Origin of the sequence: Lentzea fradiae, assembly GCF_900100955.1 — a bacterium.
GTDB classification, from domain to species: domain Bacteria; phylum Actinomycetota; class Actinomycetes; order Mycobacteriales; family Pseudonocardiaceae; genus Lentzea; species Lentzea fradiae.
In genome coordinates this window covers 1-21,256 of the sequence record NZ_FNCC01000018.1, presented here as the reverse complement: position 1 = coordinate 21,256, position 21,256 = coordinate 1, and the positions used below count along the sequence as shown (strand labels likewise).

Below are 21,256 nucleotides of genomic sequence, written 5' to 3'. Positions count from 1 at the left end.
CATGACCGGGCGAGGCGCGTCGATCGACGACGAGCAAGAAGATCGCGGTCGTGGCTCAGGGCGCTTGCTGTTGGTGGCGGCACTAGCGCTCGCACTCGTGGCCGCGGCGGTGCTCGTGCTGAGCGACAGCGCCCGCATGCTGCGCCTGGCCGTGGTGGCCGCGTTGTGGGCGGCGCTGGTGGGCGCTTTCCTGGCGGCCAAGTACCGCAGGCAGGTCTCCGACCGCGACGACGAGGTGGCCGACCTCCAGTCCGTCTACGAGCTGGAGCTGGAACGCGAGGTCGCGGCCCGGCGCGAGTACGAGCTGGAGATCGAGGCCGAGACGCGCAAGCGCATCGAGCAGGAGTCCCGCGCGGACATCGAGGCGCTGCGCGCCGATCTGCACGCGTTGCGCGACAACCTGCAGGCGTTGCTGGGCGGTGACGTCCTCGTCGAACGCGTCGCGCTGCGCGCCGAGTCGACCCGCCTGCGTTCCCTCGCCTCGGACTCCGCCCGCCTGACCCCCGGCGCCGAGAAGCGGATCATCAACGCCATCTCCGCGTCGGCCCCGCCCGCCGAGAAACCGTCCGAGCGCACCGAGCTGATCGAACGCGTCGCGCACGACGCCAAGGTGCAGCCGCCGCGCAGGGAGGCCGCCCGCCCCGAGCCCGCCCGCCCGGAACCGGCCAGGACCCCTCCGCGCCCGCAGCCCGCCGTGCGCCGCGAGCCCGTGAAGGCGGCCAAGCAGGAACCGGCCCGCCCGCAGCCCCGCCCGTCCGCCGCCGCGGCCGTCTCGGCGAGACTCGGCGGCGCCAAGCCGCCCACCGCCGCCCCGTCGCCCGCCGCCCAGCCCCCGCGCACCGAACGCGTGCAGCGCCCGCCGGTCCAGCCGGCCGCCCAGCAGCCCCGCACGGAAGCGCTGCCCAAGCCGGCCGAACCCCGCGTGGAGCCGCGCAAGCCCGTCGAGCCCCGCAAGCCGGTCGAGGCCCGCAAGACCGAGCAGCCGCGCTCCCGCGTCGCCGAACGCACCGAGATGATCGACCCGAAGTCGTTGCAGCAGACCGGCGGTGGCCGCCGCCGAGCCGACGACCGCCAGCCCCCTGCGGTGCAGGACAGCGGTTCCTGGGAGACGCTCAACCCGGACAGCCAGCCGGCAGCCGCCAGCGGCCGCAGGCGCACCGAGGAAGCACCCGCCCGCAGGACGAAGTCCGAGGACTCCCTGGTCTCCCTGCCACCGGCGGGCCGCCGCGCCTCCGAGCAGTCGTCGGCGAGTCTCCCGGTGGTCCCGACGGGCCGCCGCGCGGCCAACGACGCCCCGGTGGCGGGCCGCCGCGTGGCGGAGGACTCGTCCACGAAGCTGCCCGTGGTGTCGACCGGCCGCCGCGCGGCCCCGGACGACCCGTCTGGCGCGCACGCGGACGGCAAGTCGGTGAGCGAGCTGCTGGCCTCCCTGGGAGGCGCGGACGCCCCGCGCCGCCGCCGTCGCCGCGACGACTAGCCCCCACGCCAGAGCTTCTGTTCCGCCTCTGCCCTCCACGCGCCCGCCCGCGTGTCACCCACCCAGTGGTCCCCGCCTCCTCCGCGTGACGTGGCTTTAGTACGCGGGGACCCCGCGTACGCCCTGACAGGACGAAAGGGCCCCGCGTGCGGTAGGGGAAACACGAAAGAGAGTTGCGAACGGGGCAGAGGGGTTACGGACGGCATTCCGTGAAGCATGGTCGGCACTCAACCCGCATCCGCTGGCTGTCGGGGCCGGTCGGCCTGCGCTTGTCTGTTGGCACCGGCTTGCTCGTGCCGAGTTGTTCGGCACGTGTCGGAGGTTCGTTGGCGACTGTGCGAACCGTTCCGCCGTGAGCCGCCCATCTCACTGCACGCGGGGTCCCCGCGTGCAGCCATGCAGGGACCCCGCGTGCGTGTCACGCGGGGTCTCCAAAGCCTCAGACGAGGAGCGGCAGCGGGCCGAAGATCCAGTTGCCCTTGGCCTCCGCGTCGTCGCCGCGGAAGAACTGCTCGTTGGCCAGGTGCAGCTCGTCGCGGCTGAGCACGCCGTTGCCGTCGAGGTCGAGGTGGTCGAACGCGGTGAGGCTCGCCTCCTCGGACAGGCGGAAGGCGCTGCTCATCATCCGGACGTACTCCATCCTGGTGATGAGGCCGTCCTGGTCCACGTCCATGAGGTCGTAGAAGGCGTCGGCGACGGGTGCGATGTGGTCCTGGTAGCCGCCCTCGGCGGAGGTGACGAACCGTTCCATGCCCGTCGAGTACTCCTCGACGTCCACCCGTTCGTCGCCATCGGTGTCCATCGGGAGGGTGACGGTCTCCCACAACGTGTTGTAGCGGTCGCGGAGTTGCCTGCATTCGAGTGAGTCCGTCGCGTATCCGAATGCACTGACCAGGCGATCCGCGGACGCGGTGTAGTCCATCCTGTCAATGGTTCCGTCGTCGTCGACGTCCAGCAGGGTGAACAGGTGCTCGAATTTCCTTCGCTGCAGTTCGCTCAACATGTCGTGGGTTCTTTCTTCGAGGGGCAGTACTCTGGCGCGGCGGACATTACTGGCCGCAATGCGAACGGTGGAAGGTTGTTCTGATGGCCGCCCATGTGGTAGACGGAGCCAATGGATTTGTCGGATCTCACCTGATCGGGGCACTGGTCGCGCGCAGTGATTCGGTGATCGCATTGGCGCGGGCCAGTGAGGAGGTCTGTCGGCGCAAGGTGGCCGACGCGCTCACGACGCTGCACCTGGACCCCGCTCTGGTGGAGAAGGTGCAGTTCAAGACGTTCGCGCTGGCCGAGCCGGACCTGGGGTTACCGGTTGCGGAGGTGTTCACCGCACCGTGCACGTATTGGCACTGCGCGGCGTTCATCACGTTCTTCCCCCGGCGCGAGGAGGAGCTGCACGCGGTCAACGCGCTCGGTTCCGTGAACGTCGAGCGGACTTTCGCGCGTCATTCGGTTCCGGGGTCGCGGCTCGTCCACATCAGCACCGCTTACCAGAACGGGACGGCGCCGGGGAGAACTCCGGAGAATTGGCCTGAATGGGGTCACCCGTCTGAGTTCAGGAATGACTACGAACACTCCAAAAGGATGGCTGAGGTATCCCTTTCCCGGTCGGAACTGGTGCAAAAAGGTGAACTTCTAGTCGCTCGACTGGGTGTCATGGTGGGGCATTCGGGCACGGGGCGTGCGTTGTCCGATCTGGGGATCTACGACTTCCTCCGGGTGATCGCCCTGTTCGCGCGGCGCAACCCCGGTGAGCGGGTGCGGTTCGTCTGCCACCCGCGGGCGGCGCTGCACCTGACCCCGATCGACGGCACGGTGGACCGGTTGCTGGCGCTCGCGGGCGGGTCGTTCGACCGGCCGGTCCGGCACGTCGTGAACCGGGCGACCGTGCCGGTGCCCGACCTGTTCGCCGCCATCAACGCGCACCTGCCGATCGAACTGGTCGCCGCCAGTGCCGCCGAGGTGGAGGCCGAGCCGTTCAGCAGGTTCGAGGCGATCGTGAACATGCGCTGCAAGTACACCTCGCCCTACCTGCGCCACGAGTACGACCTCGAGTGCCACGACGACGCGGCGCCGCCTCCCGTCACGCCTCGCATCCTCGACCTCCTCGTCTCCTGGTACGTCCGAGAAGGGCTCCCCGCATGACGGACTTCGTCACCGGTTTCCGCGCCCGGCCGCGGTCCGACCGCACGCTCACCTACCTCCCGGACGGGCGGCCGCCGGTCGAGATGACGCACGCCGAGCTCGACCGCCGCGCCAGGTCCGTGGCGGTGTGGCTGGCCGGCACCGGGCTCGCGGACCGGCCCGTGCTGCTGCTCTACCCGGCGGGCCTCGACTTCCTCACGGCGTTCCTGGGCTGCCTGTACGCGGGTGCCGTCGCGGTGCCCGCGCCGCTGCCGCTCGGGGCGGCGTCGCGGTCGGACCGGGTCGACCGGCTGGTCAAGGACTCCGGCGCCCGTCTCGTGCTCACGCCGCGGGCCCACGTCGAGGCGTTGGCCGGGTTCGGCGCGGTGGCCTTCGACGACAGCGCGGACCCGGAGGCGTACCGGCCGGTGGAGGTGGACCCCTCGGCTGTCGCCTACCTGCAGTACACGTCGGGGTCGACGGGGCAGCCGCGTGGCGTCGAGGTCACGCACGCCGCGCTGACGCACAACCTGAAGGTGCTCGCCGCCATCAGCGGGGACACGCCGCCCCGCCGGATCGCCGGCTGGCTGCCGCACCACCACGACATGGGCCTGGTCGGGCTGCTGCTGCAGGCGCTGGACGCGGAGGCGGACCTGGTGCTGCTCTCGCCGGAGGCGTTCGTGGCCAGGCCGATCCGGTGGCTGCGCGCGATCAGCGACCACCGGGCCGACTGGACGGTCGCGCCGGACTTCGGCTACTCGTGGACGACCCGGCGGGTCGGCGACGCGGAGCTGGAGGGCCTCGACCTGTCCTGCCTCGCGGTGGCGGTCAGCGGCGCCGAGCCGATCCGCATCGCCACGCTGGACGCGTTCGTGGAGCGCTTCGGGCCGGTCGGGTTCCGCCGCACAGCGCTGAACCCGGGGTACGGCCTCGCGGAGTCCACGCTGGTGGTCACCTGCACGACTAGGGGACGCGGGCCGACCGTCCGCACGTTCACGCCGGAGTCGCTGGCGGCGGGCGAGGTCGTGCCGCACCCGGACGGCGTGCCGCTGGTCGGGTGCGGGGAACCGGCGGAGATGGCGGTGCGGGTGGTCGACGCGCTGACGGGCCGGGACGTCCCGGACGGCACGATCGGCGAGATCCTGGTGTCCGGCCCCAGCCTCGCGGCGGGCTACCACGGCGACCCGGACGCGACGGCGACGACGTTCATCACCGGGGCGGACGGGCGCTGGCTGCGCACGGGCGACCTGGGAATGCTCCACGAAGGCCAGCTGTACGTCACCGGGCGGCTGAAGGACCTGATCATCGTCCGCGGCCGGAACCTGTACCCGCACGACGTCGAGGCCACCGCGCGGGAGGCGCATGCCGAGGCCGGCAGCGGCGCGGCGTTCGGGCTGCAGGACGCCTCGGGGGAGCACGTCGTGCTGGTGCAGGAGATGCGCCGCGCGACCCAGGGTGACCCGGCCGAGTTCGCCGACACCGTCCTGGACGCCGTGACCAGGGAGTTCGGTGTGCCCGTGAGCATCGTCGTCGTCCGGTCCAACGCCGTGCAGCGCACCACCAGCGGCAAGGTCCGGCGGCGGCACATGCGGGAGCTGTTCCTCGGAGCGGCCCTGCCCGTGCTGCACACCGTCCTGACCCCGGCAGTCGCCGCGCACCTCCAGGAGGCCACCCGATGACCGACGAGACGCTGACCAGCTGGCTCCTCCGGACCGTGTCGTCCTATTTGGACGTTCCGGAGGCCGGGATCGACCCGGCGGTGCGGTTGCAGGCGCTGGGGCTCGACTCCGCGCACGCGATGGCGTTGTGCGTGGACATCGAGGAGCGGTGGGGCGTGCTGGTCGACCCGGCGCTGGTGTGGGACCACCCGACCATCAACGCCATCCGGAAGTACCTGGAGGGACAGCTCGCGGCGACGTGACGGGCTACTTGTCGATGTCGCCGACGATCACGGCGAACGAGCTCAGCACGCCGGGCAGGTCGTCCACCTTCGTTCCCGGCAGCAGAGCGGACAGCGCCTGCACGTTGTTGAACGACGGCGTCCGCAGCTTGAGCCGCCACGGCGTCTTCTCGCCGCGTGAGGACAGGTGCACGCCGGAAGTGCCCAGCGGCGCCTCCACGCGCGTGTAGACGGACCCTTCGGGTGCCTTGATGGCCTTGGGCAGCCGCACGTTCACGGGACCGGACGGCAGCTGTTCCAGGCACGCCGAGGCCAGCGAGACGGACAGCCGGACCTCGTCGAGCAGGCACCGCACCCGTGCCGCGGCGTCACCCTCGGACCGCACGACCGGCGTGAACTCCAGCGACCGGTAGGCGGGCAGCGGGTCGTCACGGCGCAGGTCGAAGTCGACGCCGCTGGCCCTGCCGATCGGGCCGGTGACGCCGTATTGCAGGGCGTCCTCGGTGCCGAGCACGCCGAGACCCTCCAGCCGCGCGAAGTCGATCTCCAGCCGCTCGACGTCCACAGTGGACAGGAAGGCGGCGACGCGGGAAGTCCAGCCCGCCGGGACGTCCTCGCGCAGGCCGCCGATCCGGTTGAACATGAAGTGGATGCGGCCGCCGGACGCCTCCTCCATCACCGCCTGGACGCCCTCCCGGTACGCGGCGGCGCCGGGGGCCAGCGGGGTCAGGAAGACCATGTGCGCCAGCAGCCGGTTCAGCTCGCACAGCAGGACGCGCAGCCACTGGGCGCGGGCGGGGACGTCCATGCCCGTCATGCGTTCCACGGCCAGCGCGACGGCGAGCTCGTTGCAGAACGCGGAGAGCCAGTCGTGCCGGTTGGCGAGCGTGAGGACCTGGCGGTAGTCGCGGACCTCGAAGAGCTTCTCCGCGCCGCGGTGCAGGTGGCCGACCAGCGGTTCGGCCGCGGTGATCACCAGGTCCGGCGTCACGGTCAGGCGCAGGCGGTAGGCGCCGTGGGCCGACGGGTGCAGCGGGCCCAGGTCGACCACGCGGTCCACGCCCAGGTACCGGGCACCCGCCCCCACGCCGACGGTGATCTGCTCACTCACGCCAGCATGGTGTCACGCCCTCGTGATCCCGAAGTGGAAGCACCCGTGCGACAGGCTGCGCACCTGCAACGACTCGATCGAGGGATCGTTGAACAATTCTTCGATCGTACGATCGAACGATCCGGGCTCGACCACCGCGCCGTCGACGATCTGCCCGGCGGCGTTGTAGGAACGCAGGATCCGGGGATTGTTCAACAATTCAACGGGGAGACGATCCAACGACGGGGCGGCCGGGCAGTCCACGTGCGTGAAGACCGGCCCGACCTCGGCGTACGGCCCCTTGCCGAACGGCGGCGAGTAGCGGAACAGCCACACCGGCTCACCGGGCAGCGACTTGCGCAGGCAGCAGCGCAGCGGCACGCCCGGCTCGGACTCGCGGCGCTCGCGGCCGGGGTCGGACAGGGCGGCGGACGGCGGCACGGCGTGGATTCGCATGAACGTCACGATCGTCGTCACGGAAGAAGAACGCTGGCGGGAATCGGACTCCAGGGCGGCAGCGGCGGCAGGAGGTCCGCCACGGCCACGCCGCACCCGTGCAGCAACCACCCGAACGAGCCCAGCCCGGCGGGGTCGCGCAGCTCGGCGATCCGCCCCGCCCGCGCCGCCGACTCCAGCCAGTCCCAGCCGGACCCGGCCACGTCACCGCTCAACCCCAACGCGCGCAACGCGTCCCGTTGCGACACCAGCACAGAGTCGCCACCGGCAGCGGCGGCGCAGGCGTCCAAGGCGACGTGCGCGGTGATGTCGCACGACCCGTCGAACACCGGCGGCACCTGCCGTCCGTCGCGGTACCCCGTCAGCGTGAACCGCCGTGACGACACCAGGTGCCCGTAGTCGATCGCCAGCGCCGCCCCGCGCACCGACGACACCGCGGCGGCCCACGCGGCGTCTCGCGGCGCGCCCACCTCGGCCTGCTCGCCGGCCCGCAGCGAGGGCCACCACCGGGTGATCCACGGGTCGTCGGACGGCCCCGTCACCACGGGGCACGGGATGGAGTCGAGCCACTCGTGCCCGACCAGCAACCCGGTGCAGCCGGGGATCTCGGTCGTCCACCGGACGCCGGGCAGGTCGACGGGAGGGCCGAGCTCGACGGCCGTCACCCGCAGCCGTTCCGCCAGCGGGCCGGACGCCAGCGCCCGCACCGCGCCCGCCAGCTCGCCGCCACCGGCGCCCACGTCGACGAAGTCCACGACCGGGGGAAATCCCAGTGCGGCGTCCACACGGGACAGCAGTTCCAGCAGGGCCTCCGCGAGCTCCGTCCCGACCAGCACGGAGGTGCGGAAGTGCGAGAACGGCTTCTCGCCGCGCGCGAAGAAGCCGCCGGGGCCGTACAGCGCGGTGTGCCAAGCGGCTTCCCAGTCGAACATCGGACAAGTGTGCATCTAAGGTCATTTCCCGTGACCGACGCCGACCTCACGCCGACGCCGACGAAGAAGCGGATCGAGCAGCGCCGCTGGACCGTCCTGTTCCCCGTCGTGGCGCTGATCGCGCTGGCCGCGGCCGGGCTCGTGCTGTTCGCGCTCGGCACGTCGAGCATCGGCATCGAGCCGTTGCTCGTCGGTGCCGCCGCCGCGCTGATCCCCGTCGCGTTCGTCGTGAGCGCGTTCCTGTGGATCGACCGGTGGGAACCGGAACCGGCGCGGATGCTGCTGTTCGCGTTCATCTGGGGCGCGTGCGGGGCGACGATCAGCTCGCTGGCGTTCAACCAGACCAGCCGCGTGCTCGGCGACCTGCTGACCAACGACGGCACGACGTTCACGGCCGTGGTCGGGGCGCCGATCGTCGAGGAGGCCACCAAGGCGATGTTCCTGATCGCCGTCTTCGTGCGGCGCAGGCACGAGTTCGACGGCGTCGTCGACGGCATGGTCTACGCGGGCATCACGGCCGCGGGCTTCGCGTTCACCGAGAACATCTGGTACTTCGGCCGGGTCTTCCTCCAGGACGGTCTCGGCGGCATGGGCGGCGGCGTGATCGCGCTGTTCGTCCTGCGCGGCGTGCTGTCGCCGTTCGCGCACCCGCTCTTCACGGCCATGACCGGCATCGGCGTCGGCATCGCGGCGAGCACGAGCCACGCCACGACCCGCGTCCTCGCGCCCATCGGCGGCTACCTCACCGCGGTCGGCCTGCACTCGCTGTGGAACTTCTCGACCACCGTCGGCACCGGGTCGGACTTCATCAACCTGTACTTCCTGATCATGGTGCCGGTGTTCGCCGGAGCCGTCGGGATCGTGGTCTGGCAACGGCGGCGCGAGCAGCGGATCGTGGCGGGACAGCTCGCCGCGATGGCGCAGAACCGGTGGATCGCCAACAGCGAGGTGGCCCTGCTGGCGAGCCTGCGCGGCCGCCGCAACTGGCTGCGGGCGGTCAAGCGCAAGTCCGGTGACGGCGCGGCCAAGGCCGTGCGGAAGTACCAGATCGCCGTCACCGAGCTGGCGTTCCTGCGCCACCGCATCGAGAACGGGACGGCCGGTCAGAGCGCCGAGCAGCGCCACGGTGCGTTGCTCGACACACTGCACGCCGCCAGGGCGAACGCCCGCCGGTGAGTCCTGTCACCGAGCGCGCGAACACCGCGAACGGCGGATTACCCTCGGCGGCGTCGTCCGGTACCCGCGTCAGGGACTGGAACGCCAGAAGGAGTTAGTCGCATGGACGCGACCCCACGTCCGGCCAGGCTCGCCGTCGGTGTCGTCTCGGCAGGCCGGGTCGGCTCCGTGCTGGGCGCCGCGCTGGCCAGAGCGGGCCACGTGGTCACCGGCGCCTCCGCCGTCTCCAAGGCATCCCGCGACCGCGCGGAGGAGCTGCTGCCGGGAGTCCCCGTCGCCGACCCGACCGAGGTCGCGAAGCGCGCCGACCTGGTGCTGCTGGCCGTGCCGGACGACGAGCTGGCCGGCCTGGTCAAGGGCCTGGTCGCCACCGGGTCGCTGCGCGCGGGCCAGATCGTCGTGCACACCAGCGGGGCCCAGGGCGTCGCGGTGCTGCGGCCCGCCGCCGAGCTCGGTGCCCTCACGCTGGCCCTGCACCCCGTCATGACGTTCACCGGCCGGTCAGAGGACCTGCAACGGATGAGCGCCGCGTGCGTCGGCGTGACGGCCGCGGACGGTGACGAGGTCGCCTGGAGCGTCGGCGAGGCGCTGGTCGTCGAGATGGGGTCGGAGCCGATCCGCATCCCCGAGGCGGTCCGGCCGCTCTACCACTCCGCCCTCGCCCACGGGGCGAACCACCTGATCACGCTGGTCCGCGACGCGGCGGACCTGCTCACCAACGCGGGCGTCGCCAACGCGGAGCGCCTGCTCGGCCCGCTGCTGTCCGCCGCGCTCGACAACGCGCTGCGGCACGGCGACAGGGCCCTCACCGGTCCGGTCGCCCGCGGCGACACCGGTACCTTGCGGGGGCACCTCGGCGTGCTCGCCGAGCAGGCACCGGAGACCCTGCCCAGCTACCGCGTGCTGGCCCGCCGCACCGCCGACCGGGCCGAACGCTCCGGGCTGCTCCAGCCCGACGCGGCCGACGACGTTCGCACCACTCTCGAGGACTGACGTGACCAAGCCTTTGACCAAGGACGACTACCGCCCTGACGACGTCACGGTGCACCGCGACCCCCAGCGGATCAACCGGGTCGTGCGCGCCCTGCGCGCCGCCGGCCGCAACGTCGCGCTCGTGCCGACGATGGGCGCGCTGCACGCGGGCCACCGCCAGCTGATCCGCGAGGCGCAGGTCATGCAGAACACGGTGGTCGTCGTCTCGATCTTCGTGAATCCGCTGCAGTTCGGGCCGAACGAGGACCTCGACAAGTACCCGCGCCGGTTCGAGCAGGACGTCGAGATCTGCCGCGAGGAACGCGTCGGTCTCGTGTTCGCGCCCTCGGCGGAGGACATGTACCCCGAGGGAGCGCAGGTCACCGTCCACCCGGGACCGCTGGGCGACGAGTTGGAGGGCGCCTCGCGGCCCGGCCACTTCGCGGGCGTGCTGACCGTCGTGTCGAAGCTGTTCAACATCGTGCAGCCGACGTTCGCGGTGTTCGGGCAGAAGGACTACCAGCAGCTCCAGCTGATCCACAAGATGGCGCGCGACCTCAACTTCCCGCTGGACGTCGTCGGCGTGCCGACCGTCCGCGAGCACGACGGTCTCGCGCTGTCGTCGCGCAACGCCTACCTGACCGAGGAGCAGCGCCACCAGGCCGTGACGCTGTCGGCCGCGCTGACCGCCGGTGCGCACGTGTCGGCCCAGGGCGCCGACGCGGTGCTCAAGGCCGCGCACGAGGTCCTCGCGCAGGTGCCCGGGATCGAGCTGGACTACCTGGAGCTGCGCGGGCCCGACCTCGGTCCCGCGCCGGAGAACGGCGACGCCCGGCTGCTGGTCGCGGCCCGCGTCGGCGCCACGCGCCTCATCGACAACATCGCGGTGTTGCTCGGCGAGGGCGACGAGTAGGGGAGTGCCATGTTCCGCACGATGCTGAAGTCCAAGATCCACCGCGCCACCGTGACGCAGGCAGACCTGCACTACGTCGGCTCGGTGACGGTGGACGAGGACCTGATGGAGGCCGCCGACCTGCTGGCGGGCGAACAGGTCGCCATCGTCGACGTCACCAACGGCGCCCGCCTGGAGACCTACGTCATCCCCGGCGAGCGCGGGTCCGGCGTGCTGGGCATCAACGGCGCCGCCGCGCACCTCGTGCACCCCGGTGACATCGTCATCCTCATCGCCTACGGGCAGATGGACGACGCCGAGTCGCGCACCTACCAGCCCCGCGTCGTGTTCGTGGACGCGGACAACAAGGTCGTCGACCTCGGTGCCGACCCCGCGCACGCCCCCGAGGGCTCCGGCCTGGTGAACGGCTCCACGAGCGCCCCCTCGCCGGCGTCCGAGACGGTCGAGGCGACCGCGCTGGACGCGTTGATCCAGGCCCAGAACTGAAGTAGGGAACCCACGTGCTGCTCGCCATCGACGTCGGCAACACCAACATCGTGCTCGGTCTGTACGACGGGGTCGGCGACTCGGCCCCGCTCGTGCGCGACTGGCGGATGCGCACCGACGCCAGGATGACCGCCGACGAGCTCGCGCTGACCATGCGCGGCCTGCTCGGCGAGTACGCCGACAAGATCACCGGCATCTCCGCGCTGTCCACCGTGCCCGCGGTGCTGCGCGAGCTGCGGGTGATGCTCGGCCGCTACTACGACTCCGTGCCGAAGGTGCTGGTGGAGCCGGGCGTGAAGACCGGCGTCCCGCTGCTCGTCGACAACCCGAAGGAGGTGGGCTCCGACCGCGTGATCAACACGCTGGCGGCGCACCACCTCTACTCGACCTCGTGCGTCGTCGTCGACTTCGGCACGTCCACGAACCTCGACGTGATCTCGTCCAGGGGCGAGTTCCTCGGCGGGGCGCTCGCGCCCGGCATCGAGATCTCCGTCGACGCGCTCGCCGCCCGTGCCGCCCAGCTGCGCAAGGTCGAGCTGGTCAGGCCGCGCAACGTGATCGGCAAGAACACCGTCGAGTGCCTGCAGTCCGGCATCGTCTGGGGGTTCGTCGGCCAGGTGGACGGGCTGGTTCGCAAGATCACCGAGGAGCTCCAGCAGACCGACCCGGGGCCGGTCACCGTGATCGCGACCGGCGGCCTCGCGCCGCTGGTGGTCGCCGAGTCCTCGACGATCGCGCACCACGTGCCCGACCTGACCCTGCTGGGGCTGCGGCTCGTCTTCGAGCGCAACCTCCCCGCCGTCACGCGCTGACCCGCACCATCCGGAACACATCGGCCAGCAGGGGGACGTCGACCGGCCCGTTCGACGTCTCCTCGCGGCCGCGCAGGTACGCGAGCACCTTGTCGGTGATCGCCGCGCGCTCCTCCTCGTCGACCACCAGCAGCCGCGAGTAGGTGTTGATCCAGGCGGCGATGGCCTCCGGCGAGTCCCGGCGGTGCGAGTGCGGGAACGAGGCGCGCTCCTCCGGCGTGAACGACGGGTGCGCCATCACCTCGACCGGCTCGTGCCGCTGCGTCTCGACGCTGCTGCGCGACAGCCGGTCCAGCTCGGTCAGCCACCCGCACGCCGGGTCCGGCTCGACCCACATCGCCGCGAGCACGCCACCCGGCCGCAGCACGCGGGCGATCTCCGGCAGCGCCTTCTCCTGGTCGAACCAGTGGAACGCGGTGCCCACGAAAACCGCGTCGATGGTGTTGTCCGGAACGGGGATGTGCTCGGCGTGCCCCGGCAGCGCGCGCACGTCGTGGACGCGGCGCACCAGCTCGGACAGCATCTGCTCGTTCGGCTCCACGGCGGTGACGCGGTGCCCTTCCGCGACCAGGACCGAGGTCAGCTTGCCGGTGCCGGCGGCCAGGTCGAGCACGTCGAGCCGCTCGTCCGTGCCCAAGGGCTCCAGCGCCCACCGGATCGCCGCCACGGGATAGTCAGGCCGGTGCTCGGCATAGGCTTCCGCCTGCGCGCCGAACGAGTCCGCTCGCCTCGCGTGTAGATCCATATCCCCCAACTTAGGGCGTCGCGACCGCGCCGGGGTATCCGGTTCGCCTGCACCCCCGGGGCTTCCGTACCCTTCTCTTCCGTGAGTGAGCAGCCGAAGCAAAGCCCTGTGACCAGCGAAGAAGACCTGCCAGAGCAGATGCGCGTGCGCCGGGAGAAGCGTGCACGGCTGCTCGCTTCCGGCAAGGAGCCGTATCCCGTCGAGGTGGCGCGCACGCACACGCTGCGCGAGATCCGTGAGGCGCACCCCGACCTCGAGCCCGACACGCAGACCGGCGAGGTCGTCGGCGTGACCGGTCGCGTCATGTTCCTGCGCAACACCGGGAAGCTGTGCTTCGCCACGTTGCGAGAAGGCGACGGCACCGAGCTCCAGGCGATGCTGAGCCTCGCCGGAGTCGGTGAAGAAGCGCTTTCCGAGTGGAAGAGCGACGTCGACCTCGGCGACCACGTTTTCGTGCACGGCGAAGTCATCAGCTCGCGCCGCGGTGAGCTTTCCGTGATGGCCGACGCGTGGCAGCTCACGTCGAAGTCGTTGCGCCCGTTGCCGGTCGCGCACAAGGAACTCGGCGAGGAAACTCGCATTCGCCAGCGATACGTCGACCTGATCCTGCGCCCCACCGCGCGGGACACTGTTCGGACCCGTGCGAACGTCGTTCGTTCTCTTCGGGAGTCGTTCCACCGGCGCGGATTCCTCGAAGTCGAGACGCCGATGTTGCAGACGCTGCAAGGAGGTGCGAGCGCGCGTCCGTTCATCACGCACTCGAACGCGCTCGACATCGATCTGTTCCTGCGCATCGCGCCGGAGCTGTACTTGAAGCGCTGCGTGGTCGGCGGCATCGAGAAGGTGTTCGAGATCAACCGCAACTTCCGCAACGAAGGGGTGGACTCGTCGCATTCGCCCGAGTTTTCGATGTTGGAGTACTACGAGGCGTACGCCACGTACGACTCCAACGCGGTGCTCACCAGGGAGCTCATCCAGGAAGCCGCGGAAGCGGTGACGGGTTCTCAGATCGTGACGCTCGCGGACGGCACCGAGTACGACCTCTCCGGTGAATGGACGACGCTCAGCATCTACGAGTCGTTGTCCGGAGCGGTCGGGGAGGAAATCACCCCCGAGACGCCCGCCGAGGTCCTGCGCAAGCTTTGCGACCGCCACGAACTCGAGGTGAACCCGAAGTTCGGGCACGGCAAGCTGGTCGAGGAGCTGTGGGAGCACCTGGTGTGCGACACGCTCTACGCGCCTACGTTCGTGCGCGACTACCCGGTGGAGACGTCGCCCCTGACCAGGCAGCACCGCACCAAGCCGGGGGTCGCCGAAAAGTGGGACCTCTACGTCCGCGGATTCGAACTGGGAACGGGTTACTCCGAACTGGTGGACCCGGTCATCGAACGGGAACGCCTGGAAGCGCAGGCCCGGCTGGGTGCGGCCGGTGACCACGAGGCCATGCCGATCGACGAAGACTTTCTGCGATCACTGGAGTACGGAATGCCACCGAGTGGTGGCGTCGGAATGGGTATCGACCGGCTGCTGATGGCCCTCACCGGTCTGGGTATCCGGGAGACCATCTTGTTCCCGCTCGTTCGCCCTGAATGAGTAACTTTTCGCATGTCGATAGGTGCAATGCGGCACCCGTGCGCTAACCTGCCTCGCAGAAGGCTTTAGTTGGCGACGCGGGTGACCGCGCATTCGGGGTCCAGGAGGATACGCATGGCGCAGAAGGTCACGGTGACCCTCGTCGACGATCTGGACGGTTCCACCGCTGAGGAGACCGTCGAGTTCGGGCTCGATGGCGTCTCCTACACCATCGACCTTTCCTCGGATAATGCGGGCAAACTGCGCGACGCGTTGGCCGACTTCGTCGGAAGCGCACGTCGGGCGGGTGGCCGCAAGCGCGTCGGCCCCGGCCGGCCCGCCGGTGTGAAGGCACGTCCGGCGTCGGCGGACCGCGAGCAGAACCAGGCCATTCGCGAGTGGGCGCGCAAGCAGGGCATGAAGGTGTCCGACCGGGGCCGCATCCCGGCCGAGGTGCTCGACGCGTACCACCAGCAGGGCTGAAATTCGCTGAATCACGAAGGGGTTCCGGGGAATCGTCCCCGGAACCCCTTCGTGTTATTTGCGTGACTGCTCAAGCACTCGTGCGGAACAGGTTCGACCCAAACGAAGTGCCGATCGGGTTCGAATGTCGTGAACCGATCCGCCCCGCCGCTTCTTTGTGACGAGGACCGCTTCCCCGGCCAGCGGTGGCCCCCTGGTGGTTCGGTTAGGCTTACCTGGCTTGAGCTGCAGCTGGGAGGGTGGGCCGTGAGTCGTAGGTCGCTCGGCCTGCTCGTCCTCCTGGTCGCGCTGGTCGTCGTGTCGGTCGCGAGCATCGCGATCGGCTCCAAGGAGCTCGCGCTGTCCGACGTCTGGCACGCACTCTTCACGCCGTCCGGCACGGAGAACGACGTGGTCGTCCGCGACCTGCGGATTCCCAGGACGTTGCTCGGCATCGCGGTCGGCATCGCCCTCGGCGTCGGCGGCGCCCTCATGCAGGGCCACACCCGCAACCCGCTCGCCGATCCCGGCATCCTCGGCGTCACGCACGGCGCGGCGCTCGCGGTGGTGCTCTCGATCTTCGTGTTCGGCGTGAGCTCGCTCGTCGGCTACATCTGGTTCGCCTTCGCCGGCGCGATGGTCGCGAGCGTCATCGTGTTCCTGCTCGGATCGGCCGGTCGTGGTGGTCCCTCGCCGGTGACGCTGGCGCTCGCCGGGGCCGCGGTGTCCGCGCTGATGCACGGCCTGGTCTCGGCGATCGTCCTGATCGACCAGCAGTCGCTCGACGCGTTCCGGTTCTGGCAGGTCGGCGGCATCGCCAACCGCGACCTCACCGTGCTGGCGCAGGTCGAGCCGTTCCTGCTCGCCGGGCTGCTCCTGGCGGCGTTCAACGCACCCGGCCTCAACGCGCTGTCGCTCGGCGACGACGTGGCCAGGTCGCTCGGCGTGCGGGTCGGCCGGACGCGGGTGCAGGGCGTCGTGGCCATCACGCTGCTGGTGGGCGGCGCCGTCGCGGCGTGCGGGCCCATCGGCTTCATCGGCCTGGTGGTGCCGCACGTGGCGCGTGCGATCACCGGCCCCGACTACCGCTGGCTGCTGCCGTTCTCGGCGCTCGTCGGCGCGATCCTGCTGCTGTTCGCGGACATCGTCGGCCGTGTCGTCGCCCGCCCGTCCGAAGTGGAGGTCGGCGTCATGCTCGCGCTCCTCGGCGCGCCGTTCTTCATCTACCTCGTGCGCCGCAAGAACCTGGTGAAGATTTGAGCACGCCGACCGCCTCCTCGAAGCCGGCCCTCCGGGTGGGGGCCGCGTCGTTCCGGCTGCGCCCGCGGCCGATGACGGTCGTGGCGGGCGGACTCGTCGCGCTGGCCGCCGTCCTCGTCCTCGACATCATGATCGGCGACTTCCCGCTGACCGCGGGGCAGGTCGTCGACACGCTGCTGGGCGGTGGCTCGCGCCGCGACGAGTTCGTCGTGTTCGAGCTGCGCATGCCGCGCGCGCTGACGGGCCTGCTCGTCGGCGGCGCGCTCGGCCTGTCCGGGGCGATCTTCCAGGCGATCGTGCGCAACCCGCTCGCCTCGCCCGACATCCTCGGCGTCACCTGGGGCGCCGGTGCCGGAGCGGTCACGGTGATCACCTTCGGCGGCTCGCTGGGCGTCGTGACCGGCACCGCGGCGTCCGTCGGCCTCCCGCTGGCTGGGCTCGCGGGCGGCCTGGTCGCAGGCCTGCTCGTCTACGCGCTGGCGTGGCGGCGCGGCATCGAGGGCTTCCGGATGGTGCTCGTCGGCATCGGCATCACCGCCGTCGCCGGCAACTTCACCCACTACCTGCTGACCGTCGGCGACGTGCTCGACGCGGGCAGGGCGATGGTGTGGATCACCGGCTCGCTCAACGGCCGCGGCTGGGAGCACGTCGTGCCCGTCGCGCTGGCACTGCTCGTGCTGATCCCCGTCGCCCTCGTCGGCGGCCACGTGCTCGGCGCACTGCAGTTCGACGACCAGACGTCACGCGGCCTGGGCGTGCGGGTCAACCGGTCGCGCTCGTTCCTGATCGTCGTCGCGATCGTGCTGGCCTCCGTCGCCACCGCCGCCGCGGGCCCGATCGCGTTCGTCGCGCTGGCCACGCCCCAGATCGCCCTGCGCCTCGCCGGAACCGCCCAGCCGCCGCTCTTCGGGTCCGTGGTGGTCGGCGGCGTGCTGGTCATGCTGTCCGACCTGGTCGCCCGCACCATCTACCGCACAGAGCTGCCCGTCGGCGTCGTGACCGCCGTGCTCGGCGCCCCCTACCTCATGTACCTGCTGGTCCGAAGCCGCCGGGAGGCGCGAGTATGAGTGTGCGTCTCGAGGCGTCGTCGCTGAGCGTCGGATACGGCGAGCGGCTCGTCGTCGACTCCCTGGACCTGTCGATCATCGGCGGGTCGGTGACCGCGGTGATCGGGCCCAACGGGTGCGGCAAGTCGACTCTGCTGAAGGCCCTCGGGCGGCTGCTGCCCGCTCGGTCCGGTGCTGTGCTGCTCGACGGGAAGTCGATCGACCGGATGCCCACCCGTGAGGTCGCCAGGGTGCTGGGGATGTTGCCGCAGTCGCCCGTCGCGCCTGAGGGGCTCACCGTCGCTGATCTTGTCGCTCGTGGGCGGCATCCGCATCAAGCCTGGTATCGGCAGTGGTCGTCCGATGACGCCGCTGCTGTTGACGCCGCCTTGGAGATGACCGGGATCTCCGATCTGGCTGACCGGACTGTGGATGAGCTGTCCGGGGGGCAGCGGCAGCGGGCCTGGATCTCCATGGCGCTGGCCCAGGGGACCGATCTGCTGCTGCTCGACGAGCCGACCACCTATCTGGACCTCGCTCATCAGATCGATGTGCTGGATCTGGTGCAAGAGCTGCATGTCTCCGGTGGGCGGACCATTGTGATGGTGCTGCACGACCTGAACCTCGCCGCTCGGTACGCCGATCACGTGGTCGCCATGCGCGAGGGGCGGGTGGTGGCTGCCGGGGCTCCTTCGGAGGTGCTGACCGAAGGGATGTTGCTGGACGTGTTCGGGTTGGATGCGCGGGTGGTGGTGGACCCTGTGGCCGGGACCCCGCTGGTTGTTCCCGTCGGGTCTCGGCATCGTGGGGTGTCCGGGGCCGTGGCCCCCGGGACCTCGGCAATCTGATCCGGGGGCTCGCCTTCGGCTTCGCTCAGCTGCCGCCGCAGGTGCGGGGGCAGGCTGTGCAGGGCTCCGCGTCGGGGAGGACGTAGTGGAAGCAGCAGCTGTTGCGCTTGCGCTTCCAGCCCTCGTCGGTGAGGTGCAGGCTGGACGGTGCCACGAACGGGGCCAGCTTCTCGGGGAGGATCAGGGCCGCGTCGGTCACGCCGCCGGTCTCGTCGCCGCAGGCCCTGCCCGCTGCCCAGGGGCCGTACTCCAGCATGTCCGTTGCCGCTGCCCAGAGGGTGCGGCGGCCGAAGCGGGCCACTTGGCCGAAGGCTGCGACGAACTGGGCCGCGTGGGCGGCGTAGCGGGCTCGCAGGAGGGCGGCCAGGGCCGCTTCGTCGGCCACGACGGTGGCTGCGGGGTGGTGGGAGGCCGGGTCGTCCGGGAGGCAGGCGAACTCGTCCGAGAAGAGGGCCACGCCGTCCGGGTGGGGACGGCCCTCGGTGGCGAGGTGCAGGGCCATGTCCCGCGGGCGGAGACTGGGGACCCGGCGGGCCGTGTGGAAGAGCAGACCTGCCAGGTAGCCCGGTTGGTGCAGGTACCAGCCCATCACGTAGCCGGCGGTGGCCCTGTCGTCGGACTCGCCGTACTGCTCGTACATCCACTCGGCCAGGTCTTTGCGCCACAGGTCGAAGCGGGACGGTTCGGCCAGGAGGCCGGAGCAGGTGGTCCAGTCGTCCGGCTGCGGGCCGAAGCGGATGTCGTAGCCGGCGTCCAGGCGGGCGATGGATTCGGCCAAGGGCGTGAGCGCACTCGGGTTCTGCTGTGAGACCCTCGTCGGTACGGTCAACGCACTGGTCCAATCTCATCGGTATGAGGCTTGCCTAACCTTACCGAGGGAGATCGTGATCCGCGCCCTCACGTGGCGCCGGTCACAGGAGAGACGCTCGACTGCGGGGTGTTCGCGCTCAGCGGACATCGCCCGATCTGTGGAATCCGTCGGTCCCGACCTGCGTTGATGCAGACGTCAGGGTTTTCCGGACGCGGCAGGCCGCTGACGGGAACCACAGGTCTGGGTACCGCCCACTACAGTGGAGCCACGGTGCCGCGCTCACCAGGGTAGATCGGTGGAGCCGAGGACCGCCGACGCAGCAGTCAGGGAGTGCGAATGTTCGAGAGGTTCACCGACCGCGCGAGGCGGGTGGTTGTCCTTGCCCAAGAAGAGGCTCGGATGCTCAACCACAACTACATCGGCACCGAGCACATCCTCCTGGGTCTGATCCACGAGGGTGAAGGTGTCGCCGCCAAGGCGCTCGAGTCGTTGGGGATCGCGCTGGAGGGCGTCCGCCAGCAGGTCGAGGAGATCATCGGCCAGGGCCAGCAGGCCCCGAGTGGACACATCCCCTTCACCCCCCGTGCGAAGAAGGTCTTGGAGCTGTCTCTGCGTGAGGCGCTTCAGCTTGGCCACAACTACATCGGCACCGAGCACATCCTGCTCGGCCTGATTCGTGAGGGTGAAGGCGTCGCGGCGCAGGTCCTCGTGAAGCTCGGCGCCGACCTGAACAGGGTGCGGCAGCAGGTGCTGCAGCTGCTGTCCGGTTACTCGACGGAGAAGGGCGCGTCGGAGTCGACCGGTCGTGGCGAGGGCACGCCGTCGTCGTCGCTGGTGCTGGACCAGTTCGGGCGCAACCTGACCGCCTCGGCGCGGGAGGGCAAGCTCGACCCGGTCATCGGGCGCACCAAGGAGATCGAGCGGGTCATGCAGGTGCTGTCCCGCCGCACCAAGAACAACCCGGTCCTGATCGGCGAGCCCGGCGTGGGCAAGACCGCCGTCGTCGAGGGGCTGGCGCAGATGGTCGTCAAGGGCGAGGTGCCCGAGACGCTCAAGGACAAGCAGCTCTACACGCTCGACCTCGGCTCGCTGGTCGCGGGTTCGCGTTACCGCGGTGACTTCGAGGAGCGCCTGAAGAAGGTGCTCAAGGAGATCCGCACGCGCGGCGACATCATCCTGTTCATCGACGAGATCCACACGCTCGTCGGTGCGGGTGCCGCGGAGGGCGCGATCGACGCCGCGTCGATCCTCAAGCCGATGCTGGCGCGTGGTGAGCTGCAGACGATCGGCGCGACCACGCTCGACGAGTACCGCAAGCACGTGGAGAAGGACCCGGCGCTGGAGCGTCGTTTCCAGCCGATCCAGGTGGGCGAGCCGTCGCTGGAGCACACGATCGAGATCCTCAAGGGTCTGCGTGACCGCTACGAGGCGCACCACCGCGTGTCGATCACCGACTCGGCGCTGGTCGCGGCCGCCACGCTGGCCGACCGGTACATCAACGACCGGTTCCTGCCGGACAAGGCGATCGACCTGATCGACGAGGCGGGCGCCCGCATGCGCATCCGCCGGATGACCGCGCCGCCGGACCTGCGCGAGTTCGACGAGAAGATCGCCGACGTCCGTCGCGACAAGGAGTCCGCGATCGACGCGCAGGACTTCGAGCGCGCGGCGAAGCTGCGTGACGCGGAGAAGCAGCTCCTGGGCCAGAAGGCCGAGCGGGAGAAGCAGTGGAAGGACGGTGACCTGGACGTCGTCGCGGAGGTCGACGACGAGCAGATCGCCGAGGTCCTCGCCAACTGGACCGGCATCCCGGTGTTCAAGCTCACCGAGGAGGAGACCACGCGTCTGCTCCGCATGGAGGACGAGCTGCACAAGCGGATCATCGGCCAGGTCGACGCGGTCAAGGCCGTGTCGCAGGCGATCCGCCGCACCCGCGCGGGCCTGAAGGACCCCAAGCGCCCGTCGGGCTCGTTCATCTTCGCCGGCCCCTCGGGTGTCGGTAAGACGGAGCTGTCCAAGGCGCTGGCGAACTTCCTGTTCGGCGAGGACGACGCGCTCATCCAGATCGACATGGGCGAGTTCCACGACCGCTACACCGCCTCGCGGCTGTTCGGTGCCCCTCCCGGCTACGTCGGCTACGAGGAGGGCGGCCAGCTCACCGAGAAGGTGCGCCG

21 protein-coding genes are annotated in these 21,256 nt (G+C 70.5%); 15 read left to right on the top strand and 6 right to left on the bottom strand.

Going from position 1 to position 21,256, the window contains the following annotated elements; translation table 11 throughout:
* Position 1: 1 nt before the first annotated feature.
* Positions 2 to 1,477 carry a DUF6779 domain-containing protein gene (locus tag BLT23_RS34170; protein ID WP_143036139.1) on the top strand — a complete coding sequence of 492 codons (1,476 nt, stop codon included), beginning with the start codon at positions 2 to 4 and terminating at the stop codon, positions 1,475 to 1,477.
* Positions 1,478 to 1,916: 439 nt separating this feature from the next.
* Here the strand turns inward: BLT23_RS34170 and BLT23_RS34165 are convergent, their stop codons facing one another.
* Complete coding sequence (locus BLT23_RS34165) at positions 1,917 to 2,480, bottom strand: EF-hand domain-containing protein (RefSeq protein ID WP_176947058.1); 564 nt, start codon at positions 2,478 to 2,480, stop codon at positions 1,917 to 1,919.
* An 83-nt stretch (positions 2,481 to 2,563) separates the two neighbouring features.
* Between BLT23_RS34165 and BLT23_RS34160 the strand changes: the two genes are divergently transcribed.
* The 3 genes from BLT23_RS34160 to BLT23_RS34150 are packed head-to-tail and all read left to right on the top strand — an operon-like array spanning position 2,564 to position 5,522.
* Positions 2,564 to 3,622: an SDR family oxidoreductase gene (locus BLT23_RS34160; RefSeq protein ID WP_090058168.1), complete on the top strand. Its 1,059-nt coding sequence runs from the start codon at positions 2,564 to 2,566 to the stop codon at positions 3,620 to 3,622.
* A complete protein-coding gene (locus BLT23_RS34155) occupies positions 3,619 to 5,280 on the top strand; it encodes a fatty acyl-AMP ligase (RefSeq protein ID WP_090057694.1) in 1,662 nt (553 codons plus the stop codon). The genes BLT23_RS34160 and BLT23_RS34155 overlap by 4 nt, the downstream gene beginning before the upstream one ends.
* On the top strand, positions 5,277 to 5,522 hold the full coding sequence (locus BLT23_RS34150; protein WP_090057692.1) for an acyl carrier protein: 246 nt from the start codon (positions 5,277 to 5,279) through the stop codon (positions 5,520 to 5,522). The genes BLT23_RS34155 and BLT23_RS34150 overlap by 4 nt, the downstream gene beginning before the upstream one ends.
* Positions 5,523 to 5,526: 4 nt before the next feature.
* Here the strand turns inward: BLT23_RS34150 and BLT23_RS34145 are convergent, their stop codons facing one another.
* The 3 genes from BLT23_RS34145 to BLT23_RS34135 are packed head-to-tail and all read right to left on the bottom strand — an operon-like array spanning position 5,527 to position 7,979.
* Positions 5,527 to 6,612, bottom strand: a complete 1,086-nt coding sequence (locus BLT23_RS34145) for an NADH-quinone oxidoreductase subunit D (protein ID WP_090057689.1) — start codon at positions 6,610 to 6,612, stop codon at positions 5,527 to 5,529.
* Positions 6,613 to 6,624: 12 nt separating this feature from the next.
* Positions 6,625 to 7,068: a DUF1203 domain-containing protein gene (locus BLT23_RS34140; protein WP_090057685.1), complete on the bottom strand. Its 444-nt coding sequence runs from the start codon at positions 7,066 to 7,068 to the stop codon at positions 6,625 to 6,627.
* A complete protein-coding gene (locus BLT23_RS34135; protein WP_090057682.1) occupies positions 7,065 to 7,979 on the bottom strand; it encodes an SAM-dependent methyltransferase in 915 nt (304 codons plus the stop codon). The genes BLT23_RS34140 and BLT23_RS34135 overlap by 4 nt, the downstream gene beginning before the upstream one ends.
* A 30-nt stretch (positions 7,980 to 8,009) precedes the next feature.
* Between BLT23_RS34135 and BLT23_RS34130 the strand changes: the two genes are divergently transcribed.
* From BLT23_RS34130 to BLT23_RS34110, 5 genes are all read left to right on the top strand, one after another.
* Complete coding sequence (locus BLT23_RS34130; RefSeq protein ID WP_176947057.1) at positions 8,010 to 9,155, top strand: PrsW family intramembrane metalloprotease; 1,146 nt, start codon at positions 8,010 to 8,012, stop codon at positions 9,153 to 9,155.
* 102 nt (positions 9,156 to 9,257) lie between these two features.
* Entirely contained in the window at positions 9,258 to 10,148 is an 891-nt protein-coding gene (locus BLT23_RS34125) for a Rossmann-like and DUF2520 domain-containing protein (RefSeq protein WP_090057680.1), read from the top strand.
* Between the two features lies 1 nt (position 10,149).
* Positions 10,150 to 11,040 carry a pantoate--beta-alanine ligase gene (gene panC, locus BLT23_RS34120; protein WP_090057677.1) on the top strand — a complete coding sequence of 297 codons (891 nt, stop codon included), beginning with the start codon at positions 10,150 to 10,152 and terminating at the stop codon, positions 11,038 to 11,040.
* Between the two features lie 9 nt (positions 11,041 to 11,049).
* Positions 11,050 to 11,526 (top strand): aspartate 1-decarboxylase, encoded by a 477-nt coding sequence (gene panD, locus BLT23_RS34115; protein ID WP_090057674.1) that lies wholly within the window; start codon positions 11,050 to 11,052, stop codon positions 11,524 to 11,526.
* 14 nt (positions 11,527 to 11,540) lie between these two features.
* Positions 11,541 to 12,338: a type III pantothenate kinase gene (locus tag BLT23_RS34110; RefSeq protein ID WP_090057671.1), complete on the top strand. Its 798-nt coding sequence runs from the start codon at positions 11,541 to 11,543 to the stop codon at positions 12,336 to 12,338.
* Here BLT23_RS34110 and BLT23_RS34105 read toward each other — a convergent pair.
* Positions 12,328 to 13,083 carry a class I SAM-dependent methyltransferase gene (locus BLT23_RS34105; protein ID WP_090057668.1) on the bottom strand — a complete coding sequence of 252 codons (756 nt, stop codon included), beginning with the start codon at positions 13,081 to 13,083 and terminating at the stop codon, positions 12,328 to 12,330. The genes BLT23_RS34110 and BLT23_RS34105 overlap by 11 nt on opposite strands.
* Before the next feature lie 138 nt (positions 13,084 to 13,221).
* Here BLT23_RS34105 and lysS point away from each other — a divergent pair, with 138 nt between their 5' ends.
* The 5 genes from lysS (at position 13,222) to BLT23_RS34080 (ending at position 18,271) form a co-directional block, all read left to right on the top strand.
* Positions 13,222 to 14,676, top strand: coding sequence for a lysine--tRNA ligase (gene lysS / locus BLT23_RS34100; RefSeq protein ID WP_090058162.1), 1,455 nt, complete (start codon positions 13,222 to 13,224; stop codon positions 14,674 to 14,676).
* Between the two features lie 114 nt (positions 14,677 to 14,790).
* The gene (locus BLT23_RS34095) at positions 14,791 to 15,138 is read left to right on the top strand and encodes a histone-like nucleoid-structuring protein Lsr2 (RefSeq protein ID WP_090057666.1); all 348 of its coding nucleotides are present in this window, start codon (positions 14,791 to 14,793) and stop codon (positions 15,136 to 15,138) included.
* Between the two features lie 246 nt (positions 15,139 to 15,384).
* The gene (locus BLT23_RS34090; RefSeq protein WP_245744492.1) at positions 15,385 to 16,377 is read left to right on the top strand and encodes a FecCD family ABC transporter permease; all 993 of its coding nucleotides are present in this window, start codon (positions 15,385 to 15,387) and stop codon (positions 16,375 to 16,377) included.
* The gene (locus tag BLT23_RS34085; protein WP_342713719.1) at positions 16,374 to 17,444 is read left to right on the top strand and encodes a FecCD family ABC transporter permease; all 1,071 of its coding nucleotides are present in this window, start codon (positions 16,374 to 16,376) and stop codon (positions 17,442 to 17,444) included. The genes BLT23_RS34090 and BLT23_RS34085 overlap by 4 nt, the downstream gene beginning before the upstream one ends.
* A complete protein-coding gene (locus tag BLT23_RS34080; protein ID WP_090057662.1) occupies positions 17,441 to 18,271 on the top strand; it encodes an ABC transporter ATP-binding protein in 831 nt (276 codons plus the stop codon). The genes BLT23_RS34085 and BLT23_RS34080 overlap by 4 nt, the downstream gene beginning before the upstream one ends.
* A 25-nt stretch (positions 18,272 to 18,296) precedes the next feature.
* On the opposite strand, the gene BLT23_RS34075 is transcribed toward BLT23_RS34080, so the two are convergent.
* The gene (locus BLT23_RS34075; RefSeq protein WP_245744491.1) at positions 18,297 to 19,049 is read right to left on the bottom strand and encodes a (2Fe-2S)-binding protein; all 753 of its coding nucleotides are present in this window, start codon (positions 19,047 to 19,049) and stop codon (positions 18,297 to 18,299) included.
* Positions 19,050 to 19,418: 369 nt separating this feature from the next.
* On the opposite strand from BLT23_RS34075, the gene BLT23_RS34070 reads away from it, so the two are divergent.
* On the top strand, positions 19,419 to 21,256 hold a 1,838-nt coding region (locus tag BLT23_RS34070), incomplete at its 3' end, for an ATP-dependent Clp protease ATP-binding subunit (protein WP_090058153.1).